Here is a 22,252-nt window from a genome sequence, read left to right as displayed (position 1 = left end):
ACTAGAGTTATGGAATAAAACAACCTGTATCAGCATTCAATGGTTTCAACCGCATATAAACGGGCAAATATGAAGAGGTAAGGTGTATAAAATAGAAGGGATGTTTTATTTGTGGATACGCTATTTTGGATCATCATTATCCTGATGTTCATCATCGGTTTTGTCGGTTTGATTTTCCCCATCATCCCAAGCGTATTATTCATATTCGCAGGGATTTTGTTATATGGACTTTTTTATTCCTTTGAGCCTTTTGGTTGGTTTTTCTGGACGGTCCAAGTTTTGTTTGTCGTTCTTTTATTTTCTGCGGACTATATTGCGAATATGGTCGGCATCAAAAAATACGGAGGGACTAAGGCGGGTGTTTGGGGCAGTACAATCGGGCTCATTGTCGGTCCTTTTGTGATTCCATTTGTGGGAATATTGATTGGGCCCTTCATTGGAGCATTCCTAGCCGAGATCCTTTTCCATAAAAAAGATGTGGTTACGGCATCAAAAATCGGCCTTGGTTCCGTGGTAGGCTTCATAAGCAGCATTTTCACTAAAGGAATCATCCAACTTTTGATGATTGGGTACTTTTTATTCGTGATCTTCGCCTAAGGAACTATAAAATGAAAATAAATATAGGCATAAGATTTGAAACGGATAAGAAAATTTGGTAATCTAATGCTAACGAGCTTTAGGAATCTGAAGATGACTAGAGCCCCAAAAAACAGCTTACATAGGGAGGAATTTTATTATGGCTTTCGAACTTCCACAATTACCTTACGCATACGATGCGTTAGAACCACACATTGACAAAGAAACAATGAACATTCACCACACTAAACATCACAATACGTATGTGACAAACTTAAACAAGGCGCTAGAAGGAAACGAAGAGCTTCAAAGCAAAAGCGTTGAAGAAATCGTTGCTAACCTAGACGCAGTACCAGAAGCTGTACGTACAGCTGTACGCAATAACGGTGGCGGACATGCTAACCACTCATTATTCTGGGAAATCCTTTCACCAAACGGTGGCGGACAACCAACTGGTGAATTGGCAGACGCTATCACTTCTAAATTTGGAAGCTTTGACAGCTTTAAAGAGGAGTTCGCTAAAGCGGCAACTACTCGTTTCGGTTCTGGTTGGGCATGGCTTGCCGTTAACAACGGTGAATTAGAAGTTACTAGCACACCAAACCAAGACAACCCATTATCTGAAGGAAAGACTCCACTTCTTGGATTAGATGTTTGGGAACATGCTTATTACCTGAACTACCAAAACCGTCGTCCTGAATACATCAATTCTTTCTGGAATGTTGTTAACTGGGATGAAGTTGCAAAACGTTACAGCGCAGCTAAATAATTATACGCACTAATAATAAGGCGGAAATCCTTTCGGGGATTTCCGCCTTATTTGTTTTATGGGAACTAATCGTTTACAACTTACTTATTCCTCTTGGATAATCTAAAGAGATTGGCCCGCTTGGGAAAGCCGATTCATCAGTTTTCTTTTCCTTTCTCACATAAATGCCATTGTTTTTTCAAACACTAGAGTGGAATTTGAAGGGGAGTTAAAACAATGGGTATTTTAGTGAAATGGAAGGGAGAGGCGGGAGCGAAGAAGGATTTGCAGCTTCTCTTGCTGATTGGCGGATTATATAGCCTGAGTGTCGCTTTATCCAATACATTTGTTAATGTGTATCTGTGGAAACAATCCGGTCAAATTATTGATATTGCCGTTTACAATTTAAGTGTGGTTCTTTTCCAACCAATTACTTTTGTATTTGCCGGACGGTTAGCCAAAAAGGTCGACCGAATTATCGTTTTAAGGTTAGGCGTAAGTTTCATGGCTTTGTTTTATTTGACAGTCCTTTTGGTAGGAACGAGGGCCACGGATTTTCTTTTTCTATTGGGGGCCTTGCTAGGGATTGGCTATGGGTTTTATTGGCTGGCGTTTAATGTTTTGACTTTTGAAATTACTGAACCGGATACGAGAGACTTCTTCAACGGTGTTTTAGGGGCTCTACATTCCTTTGGGGGCATGATTGGTCCTATCCTTTCAGGGTTTATTATATCAAGGCTCGAAAAGTTCACGGGGTATACAATCATTTTTGGTTTATCATTATTACTGTTTACCATTGCCGTTTTTCTGAGCTTTTCCTTGAATAGACGCCCTGCTCACGGAAAATACTTTTTTATGAGAGTATGGAAAGAAAGAAAAAATGATAAGAACTGGCGTATGATCACCCGTGCCCATTTTTTTCAGGGGCTTCGGGAAGGAACGTTCATGTTCATCATATCCATCACCATCTTTGTACAAACGGGAAGTGAACTGGCTATAGGGAGCTATGGACTATTGAATTCAGCGGTGTCCTTCATTGCTTATTTTTTTGTTTCGCGGTACATAAAACAACCCATGCGGAAGAAAGCAATCCTTATCGGAGGCATCTTTCTTTATATGGGAGTCTGGCTCATCGCTTTCGATGTGACATTCGGTAAGCTTCTCGTTTATGGGGCCATCGTTGCAGGAGCATATCCGCTGTTGCTTGTTCCATATATTTCTTTGACCTATGACATCATAGGAAGGGCTAAGGATGCAGCTAAAATGCGAATTGAATACGTGGTTGTCCGTGAACTGTTCGTTCATCTTGGAAGGATTGTTTCTGTAGTAGGTTTTATCTGGATGGTCATGAGCTTTGATTTAAAAGAGAGCTTGCCCTTCTATTTGTTAATCGTTGGTGCGGGACATTTGATCATTTATTGGTTTGTGAGGAAAATCGATATCTATGATCGAGAATGAAAAAAGGCCTTGGAGGGCCTTTTTTTATTGTAAGATGGTGGTAAAAAAACGCGAATGAACGGCTTGAGCGTGCTTTTGGGCTAGATTTTCTTTATGTGTCTAATATTTCTAGAACATGAAGGTAGAAAAAAACAAAATTGTTCTATAGAATAGTATAGGACTATCATGACTATGGATAAAGGAAGTGTGGCTTGGTGTGGTAAATACAAAGAAAAAGAAAAAGACGCATGTACCTTTCAGATTGAATGTTCTTTTCTTTTTAGTATTTGTTTTGTTTTCTGGTCTGATTTTGCGTTTGGGTGTCGTACAGATCGTATACGGCGATGATTACCGACGCGAGATTGAAAGAACAGAAGAAGTAACCGTGAATAATTCGGTGCCTCGTGGCAAAATGTATGACCGGAATTTGAAATTGATGGTCGACAATCAGCCGCTGGATGCAATTACATATACAAGAAAGCAAGGTACGAAACAAATAGAAATGGTTGAAACGGCCGAGAAGCTAGCTAAGTTGATTGATAAAGAAGCCGATAAGGTCACGGATCGTGATAAAAAGGATTTTTGGATCCTGCGTAATCCAGAGCTTGCGGAGAAAAAGATTACGGATAAAGAAAGAAAAAAGGTAGAAGAGGGAGAGCTTGAAGAAGCTGATTTGTACAAGCTACAGCTCGAACGTATTACAGAAGAAGAAATGAAGCTTTCCAAAAAGGAAATGGAAGTCCTGGCGATTTATAGGGAGTTCGCCAGTGGTTATGCACTGACTCCACAAATCGTGAAAAACAAGAAAGTAACCAAGGAAGAGTTTGCAAGGGTGAGTGAAAATCTCGATTCGCTTCCAGGTGTGGATATTTCAACCGATTGGGACAGGTTCTATACCTATAATAAAACGCTTAAGTCTGTGCTAGGAAAGGTTTCTTCTTCAGAAGAAGGATTGCCTAGCGAAAGCCTTGATTATTATTTAGCACGTGATTACAGCCGGAATGACCGTGTGGGTAAAAGTTATATTGAGTTGCAATATGAAGATGTCCTCCAAGGCCAAAAGGCAAAAGTGAAGAATGTAACCGATAAATCAGGAAACGTTGTGGATTCAGAAGTCATTACTGAAGGACAGCGTGGGAAAGACCTGGTGTTGACGGTTGATATGGATTTACAGTTGGCAACAGAGGAAATCATTGAAAAGCATTTAATCAGCAAGAAAAAGATGGGGAACACAAAATTCTTGGATAGAGCGTTTGTCGTGATGATGGATCCGAAAACGGGAGAAGTTTTAACGATGGCAGGTAAAAAATATGACAAGGATGAAAAGACGGGAAAAAGGTCCATTAATGATTTCGCATTAGGAAACATCACGACTTCTTATACGATGGGTTCTGCTGTGAAGGGTGCGACTGTTTTGACTGGTTATCAACAAGGAGCCATTCAGCCCGGAACATTCTTCTATGATACAAAGTTGAAGATCAAAGGTACAAAGGAAAAAGGATCTTATAGCAATTTCGGGAACATAAACGATTTAACGGCTTTAAAAGTCTCTTCCAACGTTTATATGTTCAGGACCGCCATTAATATTGCAGGTGCACATTATGTGCCGAATGAGCCTTTAAACATTAAATCCAGTGCATTTTCAACGATGCGAAATTCGTTTGCCCAGTTTGGTTTAGGGGTTCGTACGGGAATCGATCTCCCGATGGAAATGAATGGTTTCAAGGGTTCCGAAACAACTCCGGGTAAATTACTGGATTTTGCTATCGGTCAGTATGATACATACACTCCTATGCAACTTGCGCAGTATGTGTCCACGATTGCCAATGGCGGGAACCGTATGGAACCCCACATTGTTAAGGAAATACGTGATCCGGTTGATGAAAATGATGAATTGGGTCCCATTTCCGAAGAAGTTTCACCAACTGTCCTGAATCGTCTTGATATGAAGGATGAATGGATTACCCGTGTACAAAAGGGCTTTGAAAAGGTAACGATGGAAGTAGGCGGAACCGCTTATTCTTACTTTGGAAATAAGTCTTATACAGTAGCGGCCAAAACAGGTACGGCGGAAGCATTCTATGATGGTCCGAGTAGATTGGATTATAGCGAGCCTCAAGCCACGATGAATATCACGCTTGTGGGTTATGCTCCAGCCGAAAACCCGGAAGTTGCATTTGCTGTTGTCGTTCCTTGGGCATATCAGGGACATTCAGGTCATTCCATGAGTAAAGAAATTGGTGCGGAAATCATGGATACTTATTTCAAGCTGAAAAAAGAGCGGACCGAGAAAAAAGATACGAATGCATCAACCGATTTGAAAGTTGAGAACGGTAAAGAGATTCAAAAAGAGCAAGCTGAAATAAGAGATAGTCAAGACGAATAAAGAAAAGATACACGCTTTTGGGATCAACCCAAAGCGTGTTTTTTATGTTCAAATGGGGATGTTCAGGGTGCAACCACTTTTCTCTTAGCATCTTTACACTAGGTGAACAATCATTTACTGAATATTTACAATTCCTTTATACGAGGTTTACAGAGTAATCGTATGATTTGTATGTAGGACAAATTAATCATAAAAAAATATTAGGGGGACTTACGCATGAGATATTTCAAGGGGATGGCGATGACTGTAGTAATGGGTGGAGTGATAGCCATTGCGGCTGGTTGTGGTGCGGATGATTCGACTAAAACAAGCGGTGCAAAAGGGGAAGGCTCTAGCTCATCTTCATTGGCAGGGGAAGTCATCATGGATGGTTCTTCTACTGTATTTCCCATAGTAGAGGCAGTTGCGGAAGAATATATGGCTGAACAACCGGATGTGAAAGTTTCTGTAGGATCTTCAGGAACGGGCGGGGGATTTAAAAAATTCATTGCCGGTGAAACGGATTTAACGAATGCGTCCCGACCTGTCAAAGAGGAAGAAAGTAAATTGATCGATGAAAAAGGTATTGAATATACAGAATTGAAATTAGCGTTTGATGGCATCTCGATAGTGGTCAACAAAGATAATGATTTTATTGAACACATGACAGTCGAGGAACTAAAAGAACTATGGGTTGATAATGGAACCGTGAAGAAATGGTCTGATATACGTCCGGAATGGCCAAAGGAAGAGATTAAGTTTTATTCCCCGGGTACAGACTCAGGCACATACGATTATTTCAATGAAGTCATACTCGAGGAAAAACCGATGGTGGAGAACGCGACACTTTCCGAAGATGATAATGTCTTGGTTCAAGGAGTAGAGGGGGATAAGAATGCCATAGGGTTCTTTGGATTCGCGTACTATGCAGAGAATAAGGATAAATTAAAGGTCATCTCCATCGATAATGGAAATGGGGCCGTTGAGCCAACCCATGAAACGATTAAAAGTGGGGACTATGCTCCTTTGTCTCGTCCCTTATTTACCTATGTAGCGAACAAATCAGTAGCAGAGAAGGAACAAGTAGCGGATTATACGGAATTCATGATTGAAAATGCGGGAGAACTATCTGAAGAAGTAGGGTACATCAGCCTTCCGGAAGAGGAGTATAAAAAGGATCTTGATAAATTGAAAGAACTAAAGGAATAGACGGTTTAATCATGTCACTCCTTTCCGTCTCCTCATCTGAATTCAGAGCGGGGAACGGATGGTCATTCAAATATTGCGTGTTTGAAATGGAGGATGCATTTTGGAACTGAAACAAGCAGAAGCCTATTCTGTACAGCGAATGATCCTGGAGAGAAAAAATAAAAAAAGGTTCAATCTGGAAAAGCTGATTCCGGTCATGCTGTTCCTAACAGCGGCCATATCGGTCTTCACGACCATTGGAATTGTCTTTACCCTTATTTTTGAGACGTTTATATTTTTTGAGAAGGTATCGATCGTTGAATTTTTTACAAATGGTAAGTGGTTACCTTTTGCCGCCACTCCTTCTTATGGAATTATGCCACTTGTTGTAGGTACACTGAAGATAGCGGTAATAGCCTCGCTAGTTGCGGTCCCCGTAGGACTTGCCACTGCCATTTTCTTGAGTGAATATGCATCGGAGAAAACGCGGAGAGTGATAAAGCCGATTCTAGAAGTGTTAGCGGGGATTCCCACTATCGTTTACGGATTCTTTGCCTTGACCTTCGTTACACCGGTTTTGCGTGATCTCTTCCCCTTCCTGGAAATGTTCAATGCGCTAAGCCCTGGGATCGTCGTAGGAATCATGATCATGCCGATGATAGCCTCTTTATCGGAAGATGCACTTATCTCGGTACCGAAGTCGATCCGTGAGGGTGCATATGCTCTAGGTGCCACAAAGCTTGAAACGACGATAAAGGTGGTCCTGCCAGCTGCTGTATCCGGCATTGTGGCTTCCATCGTCCTGGCTATCTCGAGAGCAATAGGAGAGACGATGATCGTGAGTGTGGCAGGTGGTTCGACTCCTAGCGTGAGCATGGACGTCACCTCATCGATTCAAACGATGACAGCCTATATCGTGCAGGTCAGTAGTGGGGATGCTGGGTATGGAACAACGATATACTATAGCATCTATGCGGTCGGAATGACACTGTTCGCTTTTACGCTAATCATGAATCTGCTGGCGCAGTTCATCTCCCGCAGGTACAGGGAGGAATATTGACATGAAACTGATAAATAAAGGTCTTGTAGCAAAGAAAATGCCTGTCCGACTGGCGATTAACTCAATCTGTAAAGGGTTATTCTTCTTGGCAACCTTATTTGGGCTCCTGATCTTAGCCATCTTATTCTATCGGATATTTACTCAAGGGATTGGTCACTTGAATGGGGATTTCCTCCAGAACTTCGCTTCCCGAAAACCTGAAGAAGCTGGGGTAAAGGCTGCTCTCATTGGTTCATTATGGCTGATGGCCGTCGTTGCACCGGTTGCTCTTATGTTGGGGGTTGGGACGGCCATCTATTTGGAGGAATATGCGAAAAAGAATTGGATCACCACATTCATCAAAGTTAATATATCTAACCTGGCGGGAGTTCCCTCCATTGTATTCGGATTGCTTGGTTTGACGGTTTTCGTCAGGGCTTTGGCCTTGGATCGCTCCATTTTGGCAGCAGGACTAACGATGAGCCTACTCGTCCTGCCAGTCATCATTGTAGCGGCACAGGAAGCCATTAGGGCTGTACCTCGTGAATTAAGAGATGCTTCTTATGGAATGGGTGCCACCAAATGGCAGACCATCTGGAAAGTGGTCCTGCCAGCAGCGATACCAGGGATTTTAACAGGTGGGATCCTTGCTTTATCCCGGGCAATCGGAGAAACCGCTCCATTGGTGGTGGTCGGCATTCCATTATTCATTGCCTTTTTACCGCAATCAGTCATGGATACGTTTACGGTGCTCCCTATGCAAATCTATAACTGGACATCGCGTCCTCAGGAAGAATTTCAACAGGTGGCTGCAGCAGGAATCATCGTGTTGCTCATTCTGCTCATTTTCATGAATTCAATTGCTGTGGTAATCCGAAATAAATTTCAGAAAAGATACTGATGGGGGGAGAAGATAATATGAACATGACCTTAGCGAAACAAGAGGTTCCACTAATTAAAAATGAAAAAAAGCCTGTTTCTTCAAGGGCTCCCGTATATAAAACGGCAGGGCTCAATCTATGGTATGGGGAAAACCATGCATTGAAAAATATTGATCTTGATATGCATGAGAATGAGGTGACCGCAATCATCGGTCCGTCAGGATGTGGGAAATCCACCTTTATCAAAACGTTGAACCGGATGATCGAACTTGTTCCAGGCGTAAGGACGACAGGACAGATTAAATACCGGAACCGTAATATCCTGGATCAATCTTATAAAGTGGAGGATTTGAGAACGCAGGTGGGTATGGTTTTTCAAAAACCGAACCCTTTCCCTAAATCAATCTATGAGAATGTGATATATGGACCGAAACTTCATGGCATCAAGAATAAAAAGATTTTGGACGAAATAGTGGAAAAAAGTTTAAGAGGTGCTGCCATCTGGGATGAAGTAAAAGACCGTCTTCAAGAAAATGCATATGGACTCTCAGGTGGGCAACAACAGCGACTTTGTATCGCTCGGTGTCTCGCCATTGAACCTGATGTCATTTTAATGGATGAACCGACATCAGCGCTCGATCCGATTTCCACATTAAAAATTGAAGAATTGATCCAAGAGCTAAAAAAAGATTTTAGTATTATAATCGTTACCCATAATATGCAGCAAGCGGCCCGAATCTCTGATAAAACGGCTTTCTTTCTAAATGGAGAAGTCATCGAGTATGACGACACCGATACCATCTTCTCGAACCCGCATGATAAGAGGACCGAAGATTATATTACAGGTAGGTTTGGATGAGAGAAAAGGGGGCAGATGCATGATTGTACGCGAAAATTTCGAACTTCAGTTAAAAGAATTACAAGGGAAAATCGTTGAGTTGGCTGAATTGGCATCAGGCGCAATCACTAAATCATTTATGGCACTCGAGAACAGGGATTTTGAAGAAGCGCTTGGAGTCATCGAGGATGATACGAAAGCAGATTTATTGGAAGAGGAAATTAACGACTTCGCCATTCTCCTAATTGCTAAACAACAACCGGTTGCCATCGATTTACGGAGGATTATTGCTGCCATCAAAATTGCATCCGATATGGAGAGAATGGCAGACTTTGGCGTTAATATAGCCAAATCGGCCATACGAATCGGTGATCAGCCTTTCATTCTTCCGATAACTTCATTGAAAGAGATGTATGATATCACACTGAAGATGATTGAACTTTCCATTGATGCCTTTGAGAGGGAAGATATTACTTTAGCGCGAGAAATCATTGAAATGGACGATGAGGTCGATCGTTTCTATGGGGATATGATCCGAAGTCTCCTAAGATTGTCGGATGAAAAAAACCTACAACAGGTGACTCAACTTTCCTTCATTGCCCGCTATCTAGAACGAACGGCTGATCATACAACGAATATTGCCGAAAATATATACTTCCTTGTGAGGGGGCGTTATATCAGCCGCAGGGATTGAATATAGGCAGTTTTAAAAGAGAGACTTTGCCTGGCCGGCAGCCATTCAAAGTCTCTCTTTTATCATTATTGTGTCAGTGTCTTGGCCAATTGTCGATAGGTCATGTTATCCGTGACGACAAATTCGCCAATCTGAATGTTCTTGGAGAAGCCCTGATCTTCAACGTAAGACTCAAAACGTGCAGCGTCATCGATGATTTTTTCCTTTTCCAGTTTCGTTGCTATTTCTAGTGTAGTCATATTGGCTTTCACTTCTAAGGTATAGGAAACAACAGGATTATTTTTTTTGGGAACCTCTTTCTCTTGTTTCTTCTCCTCCTTGTCGATCCTTTTTTCTTCTTTTTCGGAATTTAGCCTTTCGTCTTTCTGCAAGGATACGAGATAGCCTTTTTCATTCAGCAATTTCTTAGCTTCTTCCACAGTCGGTCCAGTTTCTTCGTTGGGCTCCGTCATATAATAAAAACCAGCAAAGATTGTTGTGGAAACAATGAGGCCTGCTGAAAAGGCCTGAAGAGTCACTTTATTCATCTTCTTTTCCCCGCAATCCATATTCTTCAATGACTGAAAGGGTTTGTTCTTTCGTCAAAGAGGATTGTTTGGCGATCTGGTCCAGTGAAAGTCCTTGGTTGTATAAAGAAAGAACCTGGCTCTTTAAGATTTTATGAATGGACTCCCTGTCATTTGAAGGAGTGGTTGCTTTGAGACGGTTTGCCTCAGAGTGGTCTGGCCCGTCCTGGATCACAAATTCCTCTTCAAGAATCTTCACCTTTTTCTTCAATTGGTAGATATCCTGCATATAGGTTATAGTCATTTGTTCTAGATTTTCTTCTAATTTAGCAACCTTGTCTTGTTTGAAAAAAGAAATAATAAGAAGGATGATTGCCAATGAGAATAATAGAATAATTAAGATTTGCATGTTTTCACCTCAGGGAGAAAATTTTCGACATTTACATCTATTTTACACATATTTATTAAAAATTTGGTGATTTTCCTTTTATTATATTTTTAAAATAGCATTTCTTTTCCTAATCTGACGGATTTTCATTCGCTATTTGTCGAAAATGCACTCGTTTTTATAAAAAAAAATAAATATGGATAATAATTTTGATGTAAATCCCTTTATTTCTAAAGTAAATAAATTTCGACAAAATGTGTTTATTGTTCATTGGCGAATTCAATGCTAACATAAATGTAATAAAATAAACTGAAAAATCAAATAGTTTTATTTCTTAAACAAGGTAAAGCCTTTCTTAAAATTAGTGTGTAGGATTATGAGAGATTGAGTGTCACTGTCAGCGCCTATCGTTAAGAGTGATATAAATTCGAAAAGAGAAAGGGATGATTTTTATGAGTTCATTATCCGCATATATGCCACAGGATAACCGGGAAGTATTTCGAAAGGGGTTAAAGGCGGGGCTATGGATGGACGAGAGTTTTGATTGGTATCCTGAAGAGGATATGATGAGTCATCCCGGCGGGGAAATAAGGTCGCTTTTACAAACGTTTACCCAAGGAAAAATAACATTTTCAAAGTTCACGATAAGAAATACGTCCTTTGAGCCTAAATATCCAAAGATGTTCTTTCATTATGAAAACGCTTTCGAAAAGCAAGCGGTCGCTTTTTACAGTCCGGGTGAGCGGGCAATCCTACATGTTGCGACGCAGTCGATTGCCCTATTAGGAGGAGTTGTAAAGGGGAAAGGTATTTCACAATACTGTATTCAGGGGAAAGGGAGTCTCTATCAAGAAGGATGTTTTAAATCGTTGAAAGAAGGGATCCTTGCTTACTCACCACTTGCCAAAGGGGAGGTCACCAGTATGTTCACCCTGGAAACGGAAATCCTGCCAAAGGAATGTGTGGAAGTAGTGGCATGGGCCATACATGCTGAAACAAAAGAAGAAGCAAAACTCTTGAATCACAATCTTCTTCAAACCATGAAAAACGGCGAGAACTAGGAAAAAAAAAGTTAAATTAATTTTTCCCGAAAAACATACTAGCATTTCACAATAAATAATGCTATTATAGAAAAGTCCTATGTGAAAAAGTCAATATGTTTGGAGGGAAATACACATGCGCGTAAATATTACATTAGCTTGCACTGAATGTGGAGACCGTAACTATATTTCTAAAAAAAATAAACGTAACAATCCAGACCGTCTTGAGCTTAAAAAATACTGCTCAAGAGAAAAACGCAGCACAACTCACCGCGAAACAAAGTAAGCAACAGGATTTTCCTGTTGTTTTTTTTTTTGCTTTTTTCCCTTTTAGCCATTAATCCTAAAATTCGACAACTTTCTATTTCGGCTTTCGTAAATGAGTTCATTTTATGAGATACTGATAGTAGTAGACTTAAAGGAGTATAAAATGATGAGAGAGAATAAAAAGATAATCAGGCAACGCATTCGAACTCATTTAATGGAAATGAGCAATGAAGAGCATGAGGAGCTATCAAATAAGATTGCCGAAAATCTATTTTCACTTGACGAGTGGAAACAGGCCAAAACCATCGGCATTACCATTTCCATCTACCCTGAAATTTCAACGGTCAGGATCATTGAACAAGCATGGAGAGAAGGCAAGTCGATTGCCGTACCGAAGTGCTACCCAGAAGAGAAGGCAATGGATTTTAAGAAAATCACTTCTTTCAATCAGTTAGAGTCCGTTTATTATGGTCTTCTTGAACCAATGGAGGATACGAAAAAAGCATCCGTCCGTGAATTGGATCTTTTGGTTGTCCCGGGTTTGGCATTTTCAAATGAAGGATATCGTCTAGGATTTGGCGGAGGTTATTATGATCGTTTCCTTTCTCATTACAGTGGAAAGACGTTAGCGCTTGCCTACGATGTTCAAATACTGGATGACTTGCCAATAGAGGTGCATGATATCGCCGTTGGTAAACTGATTACTCCCACGAAAGTTTTACGTACATATGCTCATTAGAGCAAGAAGAGGTTCCATTATTATTTTTCACTCATAAAAATCCTTTCCTGTATCACACTAATGGTAGGAGGGATTTTTATGTTACGAGTAATTGTACAAATATTTTTGATTGGTTTAGTGATTTATGCAGGTTTCAAAAATCGGTATCGTTTGATGAATATAGCCCTATCGAATGGCATGATAAGAAAATATCTAGTGACCAAGTCCTTAAACATGCCGATATTGAGGGATAAAATGATGCAAAGTATGTTTTCACAAACCAAATGATGAGTGAGTAGAAGGAACCTAATGAGAGGGTTCCTTTTTTTATTGGAGGTACACTTCTTTTTTTTACTTTTTTGATCATTTCGTCTATAGTTTGAATTAGATAATATAAGGATTTCATCAGGAAATGATTTGGAAAGTGGGGAATGTTTTGGGGTATAAAGAGGAGTATTTATTTTGGGAGATTGTCCGGCTATTGTCAGTTCAATATGATTACCGCATGATCACTGTCACGGAAAATCATGAGGAAATATGGCTAGAAAGCGAAAAAAACACGGATTTCCCCGTGATAAGATTGATTCGTCATGATCTTGATTGGGCAAATTGGCTTAAAAGGGATATAGACCGGACCTTGAAAAACGGCGAACAAGTCAGGAAAAAGTTATATAAAAAACCAATGAGCATTTTAAGTATCTATGTGAGTAAATTTGCTCCTGTTGATGATTTTGAATTTAGCGCACAACCAGCTATGCTTCAAAAAACGAAAGTGAACACCTTTATATTTGCAAGCGAGTCTTTTCAGACTTCCAAACAAAATTTGGAGGCTACCCTGAAAACACCACTTTCGATTTCTGTACCGGAGGATGAAGAAATTGATGAAGGGCAAGTGCTCGAGTTAAAGAAGGTAGCCATCTCAGCTTCCGTCAAAAAGGCTAAGGCTGAACAAAAAGTATTCCAGCAGGCTAAACCATTCTTTACCTATATATTGATAGCGATACAGGTTGCTGTATTCATCTTGATGGGGTTTAGTGGAGGGAGCACCGATTCCAGGACTTTAATCGAGTTTGGAGCTAAATACTCGCCTTACATCCTTCAAGGGGAGTGGTGGAGGTTCTTTACTCCGATGGTTGTCCACATTGGTTTTATCCACTTACTCATGAATACATTTTCGTTGTACTTGATAGGGGCGGAAGTTGAAAGGATATATGGGAATGCTAGGTTTCTATTCATCTATATCTTTGCAGGTTTTGCAGGAACTCTAGGTAGCTTCATTATGACTCCAAACCTTTCAGCAGGAGCCAGCGGAGCTATTTTTGGTTGTTTTGGGGCCCTGTTGTATTTTGGAATGGTGTATCCAAAGTTATTTATGCGTACGATGGGTTCTACCGTCATTCTTCTCATCGTCATTAACCTGGTATATGGTTTTACCGTATCGGGAATCGATAATGCAGGACATATCGGTGGTTTGATCGGTGGTTTCCTAGCGGCCGGGGTGGTCCACCTACCGAAGACGCAAAAGGTGTTACGTCAGATGGCTTTTTTAGTTGGAACTGCCGTACTGACTTACTTTTTGCTGCAATTTGGCTATACTCATCAGAAAAATGATGATGAAACAATGGCCATGTTGGCACAGGATTACATTGAAGATGGTGAGGAAGCGAAAGCGGAGGAAATGTTGGCGGACTATGTGGAGGATAATTCTGATGCACCGATATCTCATTTCATCCTTGGGAACCTATCCTTTGATAATGAGGAATTCGAAGACGCTCGCCACTACTTTGAAAAAGCGATTGAACAAAACCCTAAGTTACATGAAGCACATTACAATCTCGCTTTGGCGTATGCCAAGCTCAACCTGATGGATGAAGCTAAAGAGCAGGCTCAAAAGGCCGTTGAGCTTGCTCCAAAGGAAAAATCATATAAGGAATTGCTAGAAGAATTGGAATAGGAAGTCTATAATTTTTGCCTTAGCAAATATGGGGTGCCGTCTTTACCGGAAAATAAGACGAGGACTTCCCTTTTATCTTTGGCTACTAACAATAGGGGGATGGTGCTGCCTTGTGGACTCAAGGTGGTACCGTCCTCTTTTTTTATGCTTATTACATAATTTTTATAAAGGCCTTCCCAAAGTTTACCGACAATTTCTTCCCGCTGGAATGAAGGAAAGCTTGAAAGCCACTGGTTTTTTCTGGCCGGTAAATCGGTTAGAGAGATCACTTTATATTGATTTGGGTCAATATCAAAGTGTTCTTCGGCTTTTTGTAAACTATTTTGGGTAATATTCTTGGTTACACTGTCCAGGCCATGTTTCCACTCCTTCTGTTCCTCGGAAAGGGGATTATGGAAAGATTGAAAATCAGGTGTAGATATGGCATATAGTTTGTCTTTACTTAATTGTTGTGCGCTTGTGAAAATGGTATCAGAAGGGTGTAATTCGGCATAATGAAAGGTTATCGCATCATAACGCCCACTTTCTTTTTCCTTGAATTTGTCTGACTGTGAGAGCTCTTGTCGATTTTGTTTCCAGTCTTTTAACGTGCCTTCTAGTTTCCCATTCTTGTAAAGGAGTGAAACGTCCTGACGCAAATAGGCTGTCTGATCCAATGAGGAGTGAACTTTCCATGTAAGGGAATAGGCGTCCTTTCCTGTTTCTTTCGCTACCAAATGAGTAGAAGCATGTTCAAATTGGAGGGAAGAGTCAATTGGGAAATAAATGATCGTTTCCTCTACCTGGTGTGTGTCCGAAAAATATAGGATAATAAAGATGGCAGCTACCATTAAAAAAACGGTATACTTCAATTGTAGTTTCATTTGTCGCCTCCGTTTTTGGCTGTATGCTATAAACAAGTTCATTTAAAAAGAAAAATGAATAAACGGAATGCTAGATGGAAATACCCACTGTTTCATCATATGAATGGTGCTGGACAAGAAGTACTGAAAAATAACATTAGAGGATTCACATGGCAAATTGATTATGCTGTATGGAGAAAATAGTAAAGAGGTTTAATATGAAAACATACTATGATTTACAACAATACTTGAAAAAGTTTGGGACATTCATTTATTTCGGTGATCGTGTGGCTGAGTTGGAAATGATGGAATCTGAAATCAGGGAAATCCATCAAATGCAAATGATGGACACGAAGGATTACCAGATGGCGATACTCTTGATTAGGCAGCAATTGGCTATTGAAAGAGAAAAAAATGATAAAAAAAGGTGATACGATGGAAAAGGTGCTGTTAGGGGTTGACTTGGGCGGAACCACAACCAAGCTTGCCTTAATCAATGTTTACGGAGAGATTATTCATAAGTGGGAAATTGCGACTGACATTTCCGAAAATGGAAAGAACATCACCATGAATATTGCAAAGGCGATTGATGCAAAGCTTGAGGAACTCAATGAACCGAAAAGTAAAATGCTAGGTATCGGAATGGGTGCCCCGGGCCCCGTCAACTTTACCAACGGATCCATTTATGAAGCGGTCAATCTCGGTTGGAAAGACTACCCATTGAAGGATTTATTGGAAGTGGAGACATCTCTTCCGGCCGTGATCGACAATGATGCTAATATGGCGGCATTGGGCGAGATGTGGAAAGGCGCTGGAGAAGGAGCTAAAGACCTTGTGTGTGTAACGCTTGGAACAGGGGTAGGCGGAGGGGTCATCCATAATGGCAAAATCGTACATGGTATAAGCGGAGCAGCTGGGGAAATTGGTCATATGACCGTCGTTACAGAAGGAGGGGCTCCCTGTAACTGTGGCAAGGTTGGCTGCTTGGAAACGGTTGCTTCGGCAACTGGAATTGTCCGACTTGCATCAGAAGCATTGGGAATGGCGGACGAACCCTCTCTGCTACAAGAAAGAATACAAGAGGGAAATCCGCTATCCTCCAAATTGCTTTTTCAATGCGCACTAGCAGGAGATTCTTTGTCTAAATCTGTGGTGGACCGTGTGGGCAATTATTTAGGACTGGCATTATCTCATGTTGGCAATGTCATGAATCCTGAAAAAATCGTTATCGGCGGAGGGGTTTCTAATGCTGGAGATATACTCCTGGAACCAGTCCGTAAGGCATTTGAACTTTATTCTTTTAAACGAGTTCGCAAATCGACAAAAATCCATCTAGCAACCCTTGGAAATGATGCCGGGGTCATAGGGGCTGCCTGGCTTATTAAAAATCGGTTAAATCCATCATGATCTTACTTGTAATGATTCAACCGATTATATAGGCATGGGTGGATGATGAATAGATGGAATATTGCAAAAGAAGTGACGGGAACTGAATGTAGGTATTGTTTGGCTCGGTCAATGTCCATGGAAAAGAAAGGGTCCTTTAAAAGGGGAGGTTCTTACATGTTTCCCTTTTTCATTTCATAAATATTAAGGAATGAAAGGGGACGATAGTGGATGATAATCATAAGTAGGAATGGTGACAGTTTGGACTATTACAGTAAACTGTTTCAAATCCCACAGGTGTTGGTGGAGGAGGCTAACAGAGATATCCAAGGCATTCTGCAGGAAGGACTTTATGTGAACATACCGGGGTTTATTCTTCAGAAGGAGTCAAGGAACGATTTTGTTGATCTGGTGACAATCTCCAAACACTATCATTTGCCGCTGGATGCATTGATCCTGGTTAATCAGTCAAACCAAGGACCTTTTTCAGTACCCGTTCGAATCATGGGCCCTCTGCTTAATCCGGTCAAGTTCTATGATTATCAGTCACTTCTGGATGATTTGGAGGCTTTAACCGTACATTACCCATTTATCAAGGTGGAGTCGATTGGAAAGAGTGTGTTAGGCAAAGAGCTGTTGGAAGTAAGAATCGGCCAAGGTGAAAAAGTCATCCATTTTAATGGTTCATTTCATGCAAATGAATGGATCACCTCGGCCATTTTAATGAAATGGCTTAATGATTTGCTTCTCGCCCTAAGCAACGATGATCGCATATGCGGCATAGCGTGTTTGCCTTTTTTTCAGGAAGTGACCATTTCGGTCGTTCCTATGGTCAACCCTGATGGCGTAGACCTTGTACTTAAGGGGGAGGAAGCGGCGGAGGGGTGCGTAGATGTGCTCGAAATGAATAATGGCAACCCTGCTTTTTATGCCTGGAAGGCGAATATACGCGGGGTTGATTTGAACAATCAATACCCTGCCAAGTGGGAGATAGAAAAACAAAGAAAAGTACCACAGGAACCTGCACCGAGGGATTTTCCCGGTGAGGTGTGTTTGTCGGAGCCGGAAGCAATTGCCATGAAAGAATTGGCAGAGAAGCGGAACTTTTGCAGAGTCTTGGCACTCCATACGCAAGGTAAAGAGTTTTACTGGGGGTATGAAGGATGGGAGCCTAAGCAAAGTGAGGAAATCGCTAAAGAGTTTGAAGCGAGAAGCGGGTACCGTGCCGTTCAATATGTTGACAGTCATGCAGGCTATAAAGATTGGTTCATTCAAGAATTCAGGAAAGAGGCCTATACAATAGAGTTGGGCAAGGGGATCAACCCGCTTCCTTTATCCCAGTTTCCTTCTATATATGAAGAATCTGTGCATATTTTAATGGCGGCATTATATATGTGACCATGATTTTTGTCGGAATATACTTCCAAATAAATATAAGGTGATTAATCGCCACATTTCTTCTTTTTTACTTTATAATGAAGAACATAAGAGGTTCATTTGTAATCTCTTACTCTTTCTAATGTCTTGCTCACACATATGCCAGGCGTTTAGTTTCAAAGGAAGGTGTGTGGAGATTAAAGTGTTTAATGCAGCCCTCACTCAATTGCTGCCTATCTGTAAGATGGTAAGTATCGTTTTGTTGTGTATCTCCACTACCCTTCTTCTCTCGGCTTGTGAGCCTTCCAATGACCTTAGTAAACCCGTAGCTGATACGGAAAAAGAAAAATCCCAACACAATCAGGAATCTTCATTGAGCACATTAGAAATCCCGGCTTCAGAAAAGGGAAAAATCGAAGCTATTTATGGTTGGCTCGATTCCAACACCATTTTGTTTTCCGAAAAGAAAGATGGTATGGATTCACCACAGCTGATGGAATGGAATTTGAAAACGAATACTTCAGCTGTTTTTTATCAGCCTTCTTCGGATTTTAGTGAAGTGTCAATCAGTCCAACAGGGGCACATGTGTTGATTTCTTCCTTCACATCAGCAGGTAAAACGGCGATTACGATCTTGGACCGAACGGGTAACCCACAATATTCTCTCGTGTTACCTGCCTACGAATTATCTTTTGAGTGGAATTCGTTCCAAGAGGATATGTTGTTTCTAACCAGTTTTTATGAAGATTGGACATACAGCAGTTATGTGATAAACCCAGAAGAGCAAACGGTTCATTCCCTTGATTTTCCACAGCCTTTCGCTCAATGGGATAGTGGAAATGGGTTGATGTTTCTTGATTGGGATAGGGAAGAACCCGCTTTGACGGCTCCTTTAGAAAGAAAAGCGTTGAATGATGGGACAGTGGAAAACTTAATGCTGGATGTCATTCATTTTAAAAAAGTGAAACACGCGCTTATGACTATTCAAGTGGAGACAGAAAAACAAGATCGAGGTACATACGCATTTTATGATGAGACAAACAAACCGATCCATTCTTTTTCCGTACCACTATTGAAAAGCTTTTCAGATTGGGTTATACCAGCCTACGACATGATTGAAAAGAATAAGGAACTTTTAACGTTCGTTCCTGTAGAATCAAAAGACGCTGACCAATATGAAAGTAAGTTTACTTTAACTAAATTGAATTGGGAAACGGGTACACAAGAAGAATTGATGAAGGACATGGAAAATGAACCATTGAGCTGTTCGCTTGATGGCAGTCTATGCTTATATGGGAATCAATTTGAAAAAATCATTGATATAAAAACCCATCAAATAAAAAAATTATTCTAAGAAATATAATGACTAAATCAAAAGCTCGCCACATGGCGAGCTTTTTCTTTTAATGTGCAACTGGAAAACCGCTGTTGATGATAGTCATGACAGTAAACCAGCCAAATACGGCGGCACTGCCTGCTGCGAAAATGAATCCCAAGAAGTTTCTTTTTTTAATTGTGGTAACTACCGCTGCTAAACCAAGTATCGCCACAAGTCCGAAAATGACCATTAATACCATATCAAAACCCCCTTTTCCCTAATTGAAAACCCAATCCCTAATAATATACCCAGAGATTTAAGTAACTACCAAAAATATGTAGAAAAGATTGCATTTGTTAATATTTTAATATTTTTTCAATTATTTGTCGAGGCCTAAAAGATGACACTTCTATGTCATGGGTAAACTGTATCAACAAAAGAGCCAAATTGGTGTAAGATAAGGGTAATGAAAATATGGGAGTTGTTGAAGATGAAATGGACTCAAATACCTCTAGGACCGTTGCAAACGAATTGTTATATCGTTTCCGACGGACAGAATTGCTTAATTATTGACCCGGGCGAGGAGCCGCAGAAAATAATTCAGTACATACAAACTAAAAAGTTTAAACCGCTGGCCATTTTATTAACCCACGCGCATTTTGATCATATCGGAGCACTGGATGCCATCCGCGATCATTATGAAATTCCTGCGTATATCCATGAAAGGGAGGCCAAATGGCTGCTTGACCCTGCCCTGAATGGTTCACAGAACTGGTTCCCCGATAATCCGATGCGCATGAAGCCGGCTGACCATATCCTTGCCAACGAACAGGAGCTTACTATTGGCGGATTCACTTTTGAAGTGCTTGAAACACCGGGGCACTCGCCGGGCAGCGTCTCCTATTATGCAAAGGAAGAGCGGTTTCTCTTTTCCGGGGACGTCTTGTTTCAGGGAAGTGTAGGAAGAACGGACTTGATAGGTGGCAGTGAATCAGTGCTTTTAAAAAGTATTGATACGAAATTATTGCCCCTTTCTGATGATACAATTGTCTTTCCAGGGCACGGTCCCATTACGACCATTTTAGATGAAAAGAATACGAATCCCTTTCTGAAATAAGAGATGCTACAGGTGCCGGATCAGGTACCTGTTTTTCTTTGAATTATAATTGATTGAATATTTTGACTCGTGTAATTATACTGAAGGTACTCGAAAAAAGGAGGTGGGAATTTGGAAAAGTTCCTGTATGAACTGATAGGAAATAGTCCACATAAAAAAATATCCTATCAGGACTATATGGAAGCTGTTCTTTATTCACCTACTTTAGGCTATTATATGCGTGAAAAAGAGAAGATTGGTATGAACGGTGACTTTTATACATCTGGTAATGTTGGCGATGCATTTGGTAGGACCCTTGCTAGGTGGTTTGTCTTCTTAATGAAGGAAAGGGGGTTGCCGCCTTGTGTCGTTGAAATGGGGGCTGGAAATGGAAAGCTGGCCCATGACATTCTCAAGTATATAAGAGAAGAAGAACCAATGCTGTGGGAGGATTTTACATATATCCTAGTGGATAGCAGTCCTTATCATAGGAAACTGCAACAAATGCGGATACGTCCATGCGAACAGGTCGTTATTGCCACTGATCTCGAAGACTTCCCAATAGTGAAGGGAATCTTGTTTTCTAATGAACTTTTTGATGCATTGCCGGTCCATGTTATCGAAAAGAAAAATGGAGAGCTTGTAGAAATATTCATCACGGTGAAAGAAGATAAATTAGTGGAAATAAAGGAATCTCTTGAAAATCAGGAAATCCATTCCTACCTGGAGGAGCATAATATTGCATTGAAAGAAAATCAGCGTTATGAGGTACCTTTAAAGATGGTAGAGGAATTTGAGAGAATCGTTAATCGCCTCCATGCGGGTATCCTCCTTACCTTTGATTATGGCTATACGGAACTGGAATGGGGCGAACCAGCTCATCAGCAAGGTAGCTTAAGAGGTTTTTATCAACATAACATGGTCAATGACATACTCCAACGACCAGGGGAAGCGGATCTGACTACGCATATCCATTTTGATACCCTAATCAAACTTGGGACTAACCGGGGTCTATCCTTGAGAGATCTCCTGGTGCAACGGGACTTTTTACTGAAAGGGGGAATTCTTGAAGGGCTGAGGGATCACGAAGGAACAAACCCATTCTCCGAACATGCTAAGCGTAACCGTGCGATACGAAGCTTAATCATGCCTGGAGGCCAAAGTGAATACTTTAGGGTTTTAGTACAAACAAAGAATATAGACGAAAAGGTGAAATTGTTTCGTGAATGAGACATGATAAAACCCATGGACCAAGAGTCCATGGGTTATGTATTTTGCTCTTAATGTGCAGCGCCTGGGGTCATCATAAATACGCTCCAGTAGGAAAATCCTGCAAAGAAAACGGTAAGATAGGCACCGAAAACGTAAATATACATGCGTTCAGACAACTTCAGGTAACTCAATAGTACAAAAAATCCGGTTTGTGCGAAGAAAAGTAAAGATGTTTGGTACATATCGCCAAGATAAAAGAAAATTGCCATAACCCCTGTCCAAAATCCACAAACTCTAAACATGCGTTCCATCTGAATACCTCCCTGTGTCTAGTCGTGTTCATACTAAATAATTATAAATGAAATTGTAAGGTAATGTAAAG

The 22,252-nt window shown here is 40.8% G+C and carries 25 protein-coding genes; 20 read left to right on the top strand and 5 right to left on the bottom strand.

The annotated features are described in order from the left end of the window. Positions 1-111: 111 nt before the first annotated feature. From ACIQXH_RS02070 to phoU, 9 genes are all read left to right on the top strand, one after another. Positions 112-597 (top strand): DUF456 domain-containing protein, encoded by a 486-nt coding sequence (locus ACIQXH_RS02070; RefSeq protein ID WP_402869528.1) that lies wholly within the window; start codon positions 112-114, stop codon positions 595-597. Positions 598-736: 139 nt separating this feature from the next. Then, entirely contained in the window at positions 737-1,345 is a 609-nt protein-coding gene (sodA, locus tag ACIQXH_RS02065; protein ID WP_402869526.1) for a superoxide dismutase SodA, read from the top strand. A gap of 216 nt (positions 1,346-1,561) precedes the next feature. After that, complete coding sequence (locus tag ACIQXH_RS02060; RefSeq protein WP_402869525.1) at positions 1,562-2,782, top strand: MFS transporter; 1,221 nt, start codon at positions 1,562-1,564, stop codon at positions 2,780-2,782. Positions 2,783-2,978: 196 nt separating this feature from the next. Then, positions 2,979-5,147: a peptidoglycan D,D-transpeptidase FtsI family protein gene (locus ACIQXH_RS02055; protein ID WP_402869523.1), complete on the top strand. Its 2,169-nt coding sequence runs from the start codon at positions 2,979-2,981 to the stop codon at positions 5,145-5,147. Positions 5,148-5,363: 216 nt separating this feature from the next. Beyond that, the gene (locus ACIQXH_RS02050) at positions 5,364-6,335 is read left to right on the top strand and encodes a PstS family phosphate ABC transporter substrate-binding protein (protein ID WP_402956519.1); all 972 of its coding nucleotides are present in this window, start codon (positions 5,364-5,366) and stop codon (positions 6,333-6,335) included. Between the two features lie 139 nt (positions 6,336-6,474). Continuing rightward, positions 6,475-7,374, top strand: a complete 900-nt coding sequence (pstC, locus tag ACIQXH_RS02045; RefSeq protein WP_402869889.1) for a phosphate ABC transporter permease subunit PstC — start codon at positions 6,475-6,477, stop codon at positions 7,372-7,374. Position 7,375: 1 nt separating this feature from the next. Next, on the top strand, positions 7,376-8,254 hold the full coding sequence (gene pstA, locus ACIQXH_RS02040; protein ID WP_403121943.1) for a phosphate ABC transporter permease PstA: 879 nt from the start codon (positions 7,376-7,378) through the stop codon (positions 8,252-8,254). 23 nt (positions 8,255-8,277) lie between these two features. Then, positions 8,278-9,093, top strand: a complete 816-nt coding sequence (pstB, locus tag ACIQXH_RS02035) for a phosphate ABC transporter ATP-binding protein PstB (RefSeq protein ID WP_402956959.1) — start codon at positions 8,278-8,280, stop codon at positions 9,091-9,093. Positions 9,094-9,112: 19 nt separating this feature from the next. Further along, positions 9,113-9,766, top strand: coding sequence for a phosphate signaling complex protein PhoU (phoU, locus tag ACIQXH_RS02030; RefSeq protein WP_402869517.1), 654 nt, complete (start codon positions 9,113-9,115; stop codon positions 9,764-9,766). A gap of 65 nt (positions 9,767-9,831) precedes the next feature. Here phoU and ACIQXH_RS02025 read toward each other — a convergent pair whose 3' ends face one another. After that, positions 9,832-10,293: a hypothetical protein gene (locus ACIQXH_RS02025; RefSeq protein WP_402869515.1), complete on the bottom strand. Its 462-nt coding sequence runs from the start codon at positions 10,291-10,293 to the stop codon at positions 9,832-9,834. Continuing rightward, positions 10,286-10,681 (bottom strand): hypothetical protein, encoded by a 396-nt coding sequence (locus tag ACIQXH_RS02020; protein WP_402869513.1) that lies wholly within the window; start codon positions 10,679-10,681, stop codon positions 10,286-10,288. Before ACIQXH_RS02020 ends, ACIQXH_RS02025 begins: the two co-directional genes overlap by 8 nt. Before the next feature lie 431 nt (positions 10,682-11,112). Here ACIQXH_RS02020 and ACIQXH_RS02015 point away from each other — a divergent pair, with 431 nt between their 5' ends. The 5 genes from ACIQXH_RS02015 (at position 11,113) to ACIQXH_RS01995 (ending at position 14,639) form a co-directional block, all read left to right on the top strand. Further along, positions 11,113-11,721 carry a hypothetical protein gene (locus tag ACIQXH_RS02015; RefSeq protein ID WP_402869511.1) on the top strand — a complete coding sequence of 203 codons (609 nt, stop codon included), beginning with the start codon at positions 11,113-11,115 and terminating at the stop codon, positions 11,719-11,721. Positions 11,722-11,836: 115 nt separating this feature from the next. Next, the gene (gene rpmG, locus ACIQXH_RS02010) at positions 11,837-11,986 is read left to right on the top strand and encodes a 50S ribosomal protein L33 (protein WP_028391797.1); all 150 of its coding nucleotides are present in this window, start codon (positions 11,837-11,839) and stop codon (positions 11,984-11,986) included. Between the two features lie 147 nt (positions 11,987-12,133). Further along, a complete protein-coding gene (locus ACIQXH_RS02005) occupies positions 12,134-12,706 on the top strand; it encodes a 5-formyltetrahydrofolate cyclo-ligase (RefSeq protein ID WP_402869509.1) in 573 nt (190 codons plus the stop codon). A 78-nt stretch (positions 12,707-12,784) separates the two neighbouring features. After that, positions 12,785-12,973: a hypothetical protein gene (locus ACIQXH_RS02000; protein WP_402869507.1), complete on the top strand. Its 189-nt coding sequence runs from the start codon at positions 12,785-12,787 to the stop codon at positions 12,971-12,973. 124 nt (positions 12,974-13,097) lie between these two features. Then, positions 13,098-14,639: a rhomboid family intramembrane serine protease gene (locus ACIQXH_RS01995; protein ID WP_402869505.1), complete on the top strand. Its 1,542-nt coding sequence runs from the start codon at positions 13,098-13,100 to the stop codon at positions 14,637-14,639. Between the two features lie 5 nt (positions 14,640-14,644). Here ACIQXH_RS01995 and ACIQXH_RS01990 read toward each other — a convergent pair whose 3' ends face one another. Next, positions 14,645-15,502, bottom strand: coding sequence for a hypothetical protein (locus tag ACIQXH_RS01990; RefSeq protein WP_403121941.1), 858 nt, complete (start codon positions 15,500-15,502; stop codon positions 14,645-14,647). 197 nt (positions 15,503-15,699) lie between these two features. Here ACIQXH_RS01990 and ACIQXH_RS01985 point away from each other — a divergent pair, with 197 nt between their 5' ends. The 4 genes from ACIQXH_RS01985 to ACIQXH_RS01970 all read left to right on the top strand — a co-directional run bounded on the left by ACIQXH_RS01985 (position 15,700) and on the right by ACIQXH_RS01970 (position 19,598). Beyond that, positions 15,700-15,912 (top strand): YqgQ family protein, encoded by a 213-nt coding sequence (locus ACIQXH_RS01985; protein ID WP_402869501.1) that lies wholly within the window; start codon positions 15,700-15,702, stop codon positions 15,910-15,912. Positions 15,913-15,916: 4 nt separating this feature from the next. Then, on the top strand, positions 15,917-16,888 hold the full coding sequence (locus ACIQXH_RS01980; RefSeq protein ID WP_402987334.1) for an ROK family glucokinase: 972 nt from the start codon (positions 15,917-15,919) through the stop codon (positions 16,886-16,888). 210 nt (positions 16,889-17,098) lie between these two features. Beyond that, positions 17,099-18,265 carry a M14 family metallopeptidase gene (locus tag ACIQXH_RS01975; RefSeq protein ID WP_403121939.1) on the top strand — a complete coding sequence of 389 codons (1,167 nt, stop codon included), beginning with the start codon at positions 17,099-17,101 and terminating at the stop codon, positions 18,263-18,265. 169 nt (positions 18,266-18,434) lie between these two features. Further along, a complete protein-coding gene (locus ACIQXH_RS01970) occupies positions 18,435-19,598 on the top strand; it encodes a YqgU-like beta propeller domain-containing protein (protein ID WP_403121937.1) in 1,164 nt (387 codons plus the stop codon). 49 nt (positions 19,599-19,647) lie between these two features. On the opposite strand, the gene ACIQXH_RS01965 is transcribed toward ACIQXH_RS01970, so the two are convergent. Next, entirely contained in the window at positions 19,648-19,821 is a 174-nt protein-coding gene (locus tag ACIQXH_RS01965; RefSeq protein WP_402869495.1) for a DUF2759 domain-containing protein, read from the bottom strand. 231 nt (positions 19,822-20,052) lie between these two features. Between ACIQXH_RS01965 and ACIQXH_RS01960 the strand changes: the two genes are divergently transcribed. Next, complete coding sequence (locus ACIQXH_RS01960) at positions 20,053-20,679, top strand: MBL fold metallo-hydrolase (RefSeq protein WP_403121935.1); 627 nt, start codon at positions 20,053-20,055, stop codon at positions 20,677-20,679. 111 nt (positions 20,680-20,790) lie between these two features. Further along, positions 20,791-21,888 carry a class I SAM-dependent methyltransferase gene (locus ACIQXH_RS01955; RefSeq protein ID WP_403121933.1) on the top strand — a complete coding sequence of 366 codons (1,098 nt, stop codon included), beginning with the start codon at positions 20,791-20,793 and terminating at the stop codon, positions 21,886-21,888. A 50-nt stretch (positions 21,889-21,938) separates the two neighbouring features. Here ACIQXH_RS01955 and ACIQXH_RS01950 read toward each other — a convergent pair whose 3' ends face one another. Then, on the bottom strand, positions 21,939-22,181 hold the full coding sequence (locus ACIQXH_RS01950; RefSeq protein ID WP_402869489.1) for a DUF2626 domain-containing protein: 243 nt from the start codon (positions 22,179-22,181) through the stop codon (positions 21,939-21,941). Between the last annotated feature and the right edge of the window lie 71 nt (positions 22,182-22,252).

Origin of the sequence: Peribacillus sp. NPDC097225 (assembly GCF_044761955.1) — a bacterium.
Lineage (GTDB): Bacteria > Bacillota > Bacilli > Bacillales > DSM-1321 > Peribacillus.
This window is presented reverse-complemented; position numbering and strand designations above follow the sequence as displayed.

What these genes read in the sequence shown, in the direction of transcription:
- sodA (WP_402869526.1), top strand. Translation starts at nt 737, where the DNA reads ATGGCTTTCGAACTTCCACAATTACCTTACGCATACGATGCGTTAGAA.
- ACIQXH_RS01950 (WP_402869489.1), bottom strand. Translation starts at nt 22,181, where the DNA reads ATGGAACGCATGTTTAGAGTTTGTGGATTTTGGACAGGGGTTATGGCA.
- ACIQXH_RS02060 (WP_402869525.1), top strand. Translation starts at nt 1,562, where the DNA reads ATGGGTATTTTAGTGAAATGGAAGGGAGAGGCGGGAGCGAAGAAGGAT.
- pstC (WP_402869889.1), top strand. Translation starts at nt 6,475, where the DNA reads ATGATCCTGGAGAGAAAAAATAAAAAAAGGTTCAATCTGGAAAAGCTG.
- ACIQXH_RS02020 (WP_402869513.1), bottom strand. Translation starts at nt 10,681, where the DNA reads ATGCAAATCTTAATTATTCTATTATTCTCATTGGCAATCATCCTTCTT.
- ACIQXH_RS02050 (WP_402956519.1), top strand. Translation starts at nt 5,364, where the DNA reads ATGAGATATTTCAAGGGGATGGCGATGACTGTAGTAATGGGTGGAGTG.
- ACIQXH_RS01995 (WP_402869505.1), top strand. Translation starts at nt 13,098, where the DNA reads ATGATTTGGAAAGTGGGGAATGTTTTGGGGTATAAAGAGGAGTATTTA.
- ACIQXH_RS01985 (WP_402869501.1), top strand. Translation starts at nt 15,700, where the DNA reads ATGAAAACATACTATGATTTACAACAATACTTGAAAAAGTTTGGGACA.
- rpmG (WP_028391797.1), top strand. Translation starts at nt 11,837, where the DNA reads ATGCGCGTAAATATTACATTAGCTTGCACTGAATGTGGAGACCGTAAC.
- ACIQXH_RS02015 (WP_402869511.1), top strand. Translation starts at nt 11,113, where the DNA reads ATGAGTTCATTATCCGCATATATGCCACAGGATAACCGGGAAGTATTT.
- ACIQXH_RS01980 (WP_402987334.1), top strand. Translation starts at nt 15,917, where the DNA reads ATGGAAAAGGTGCTGTTAGGGGTTGACTTGGGCGGAACCACAACCAAG.
- ACIQXH_RS02005 (WP_402869509.1), top strand. Translation starts at nt 12,134, where the DNA reads ATGAGAGAGAATAAAAAGATAATCAGGCAACGCATTCGAACTCATTTA.
- ACIQXH_RS01990 (WP_403121941.1), bottom strand. Translation starts at nt 15,502, where the DNA reads ATGAAACTACAATTGAAGTATACCGTTTTTTTAATGGTAGCTGCCATC.
- ACIQXH_RS02000 (WP_402869507.1), top strand. Translation starts at nt 12,785, where the DNA reads ATGTTACGAGTAATTGTACAAATATTTTTGATTGGTTTAGTGATTTAT.
- ACIQXH_RS01975 (WP_403121939.1), top strand. Translation starts at nt 17,099, where the DNA reads ATGATAATCATAAGTAGGAATGGTGACAGTTTGGACTATTACAGTAAA.
- ACIQXH_RS01960 (WP_403121935.1), top strand. Translation starts at nt 20,053, where the DNA reads ATGAAATGGACTCAAATACCTCTAGGACCGTTGCAAACGAATTGTTAT.
- ACIQXH_RS02025 (WP_402869515.1), bottom strand. Translation starts at nt 10,293, where the DNA reads ATGAATAAAGTGACTCTTCAGGCCTTTTCAGCAGGCCTCATTGTTTCC.
- phoU (WP_402869517.1), top strand. Translation starts at nt 9,113, where the DNA reads ATGATTGTACGCGAAAATTTCGAACTTCAGTTAAAAGAATTACAAGGG.
- pstB (WP_402956959.1), top strand. Translation starts at nt 8,278, where the DNA reads ATGACCTTAGCGAAACAAGAGGTTCCACTAATTAAAAATGAAAAAAAG.
- ACIQXH_RS01965 (WP_402869495.1), bottom strand. Translation starts at nt 19,821, where the DNA reads ATGGTATTAATGGTCATTTTCGGACTTGTGGCGATACTTGGTTTAGCA.
- pstA (WP_403121943.1), top strand. Translation starts at nt 7,376, where the DNA reads ATGAAACTGATAAATAAAGGTCTTGTAGCAAAGAAAATGCCTGTCCGA.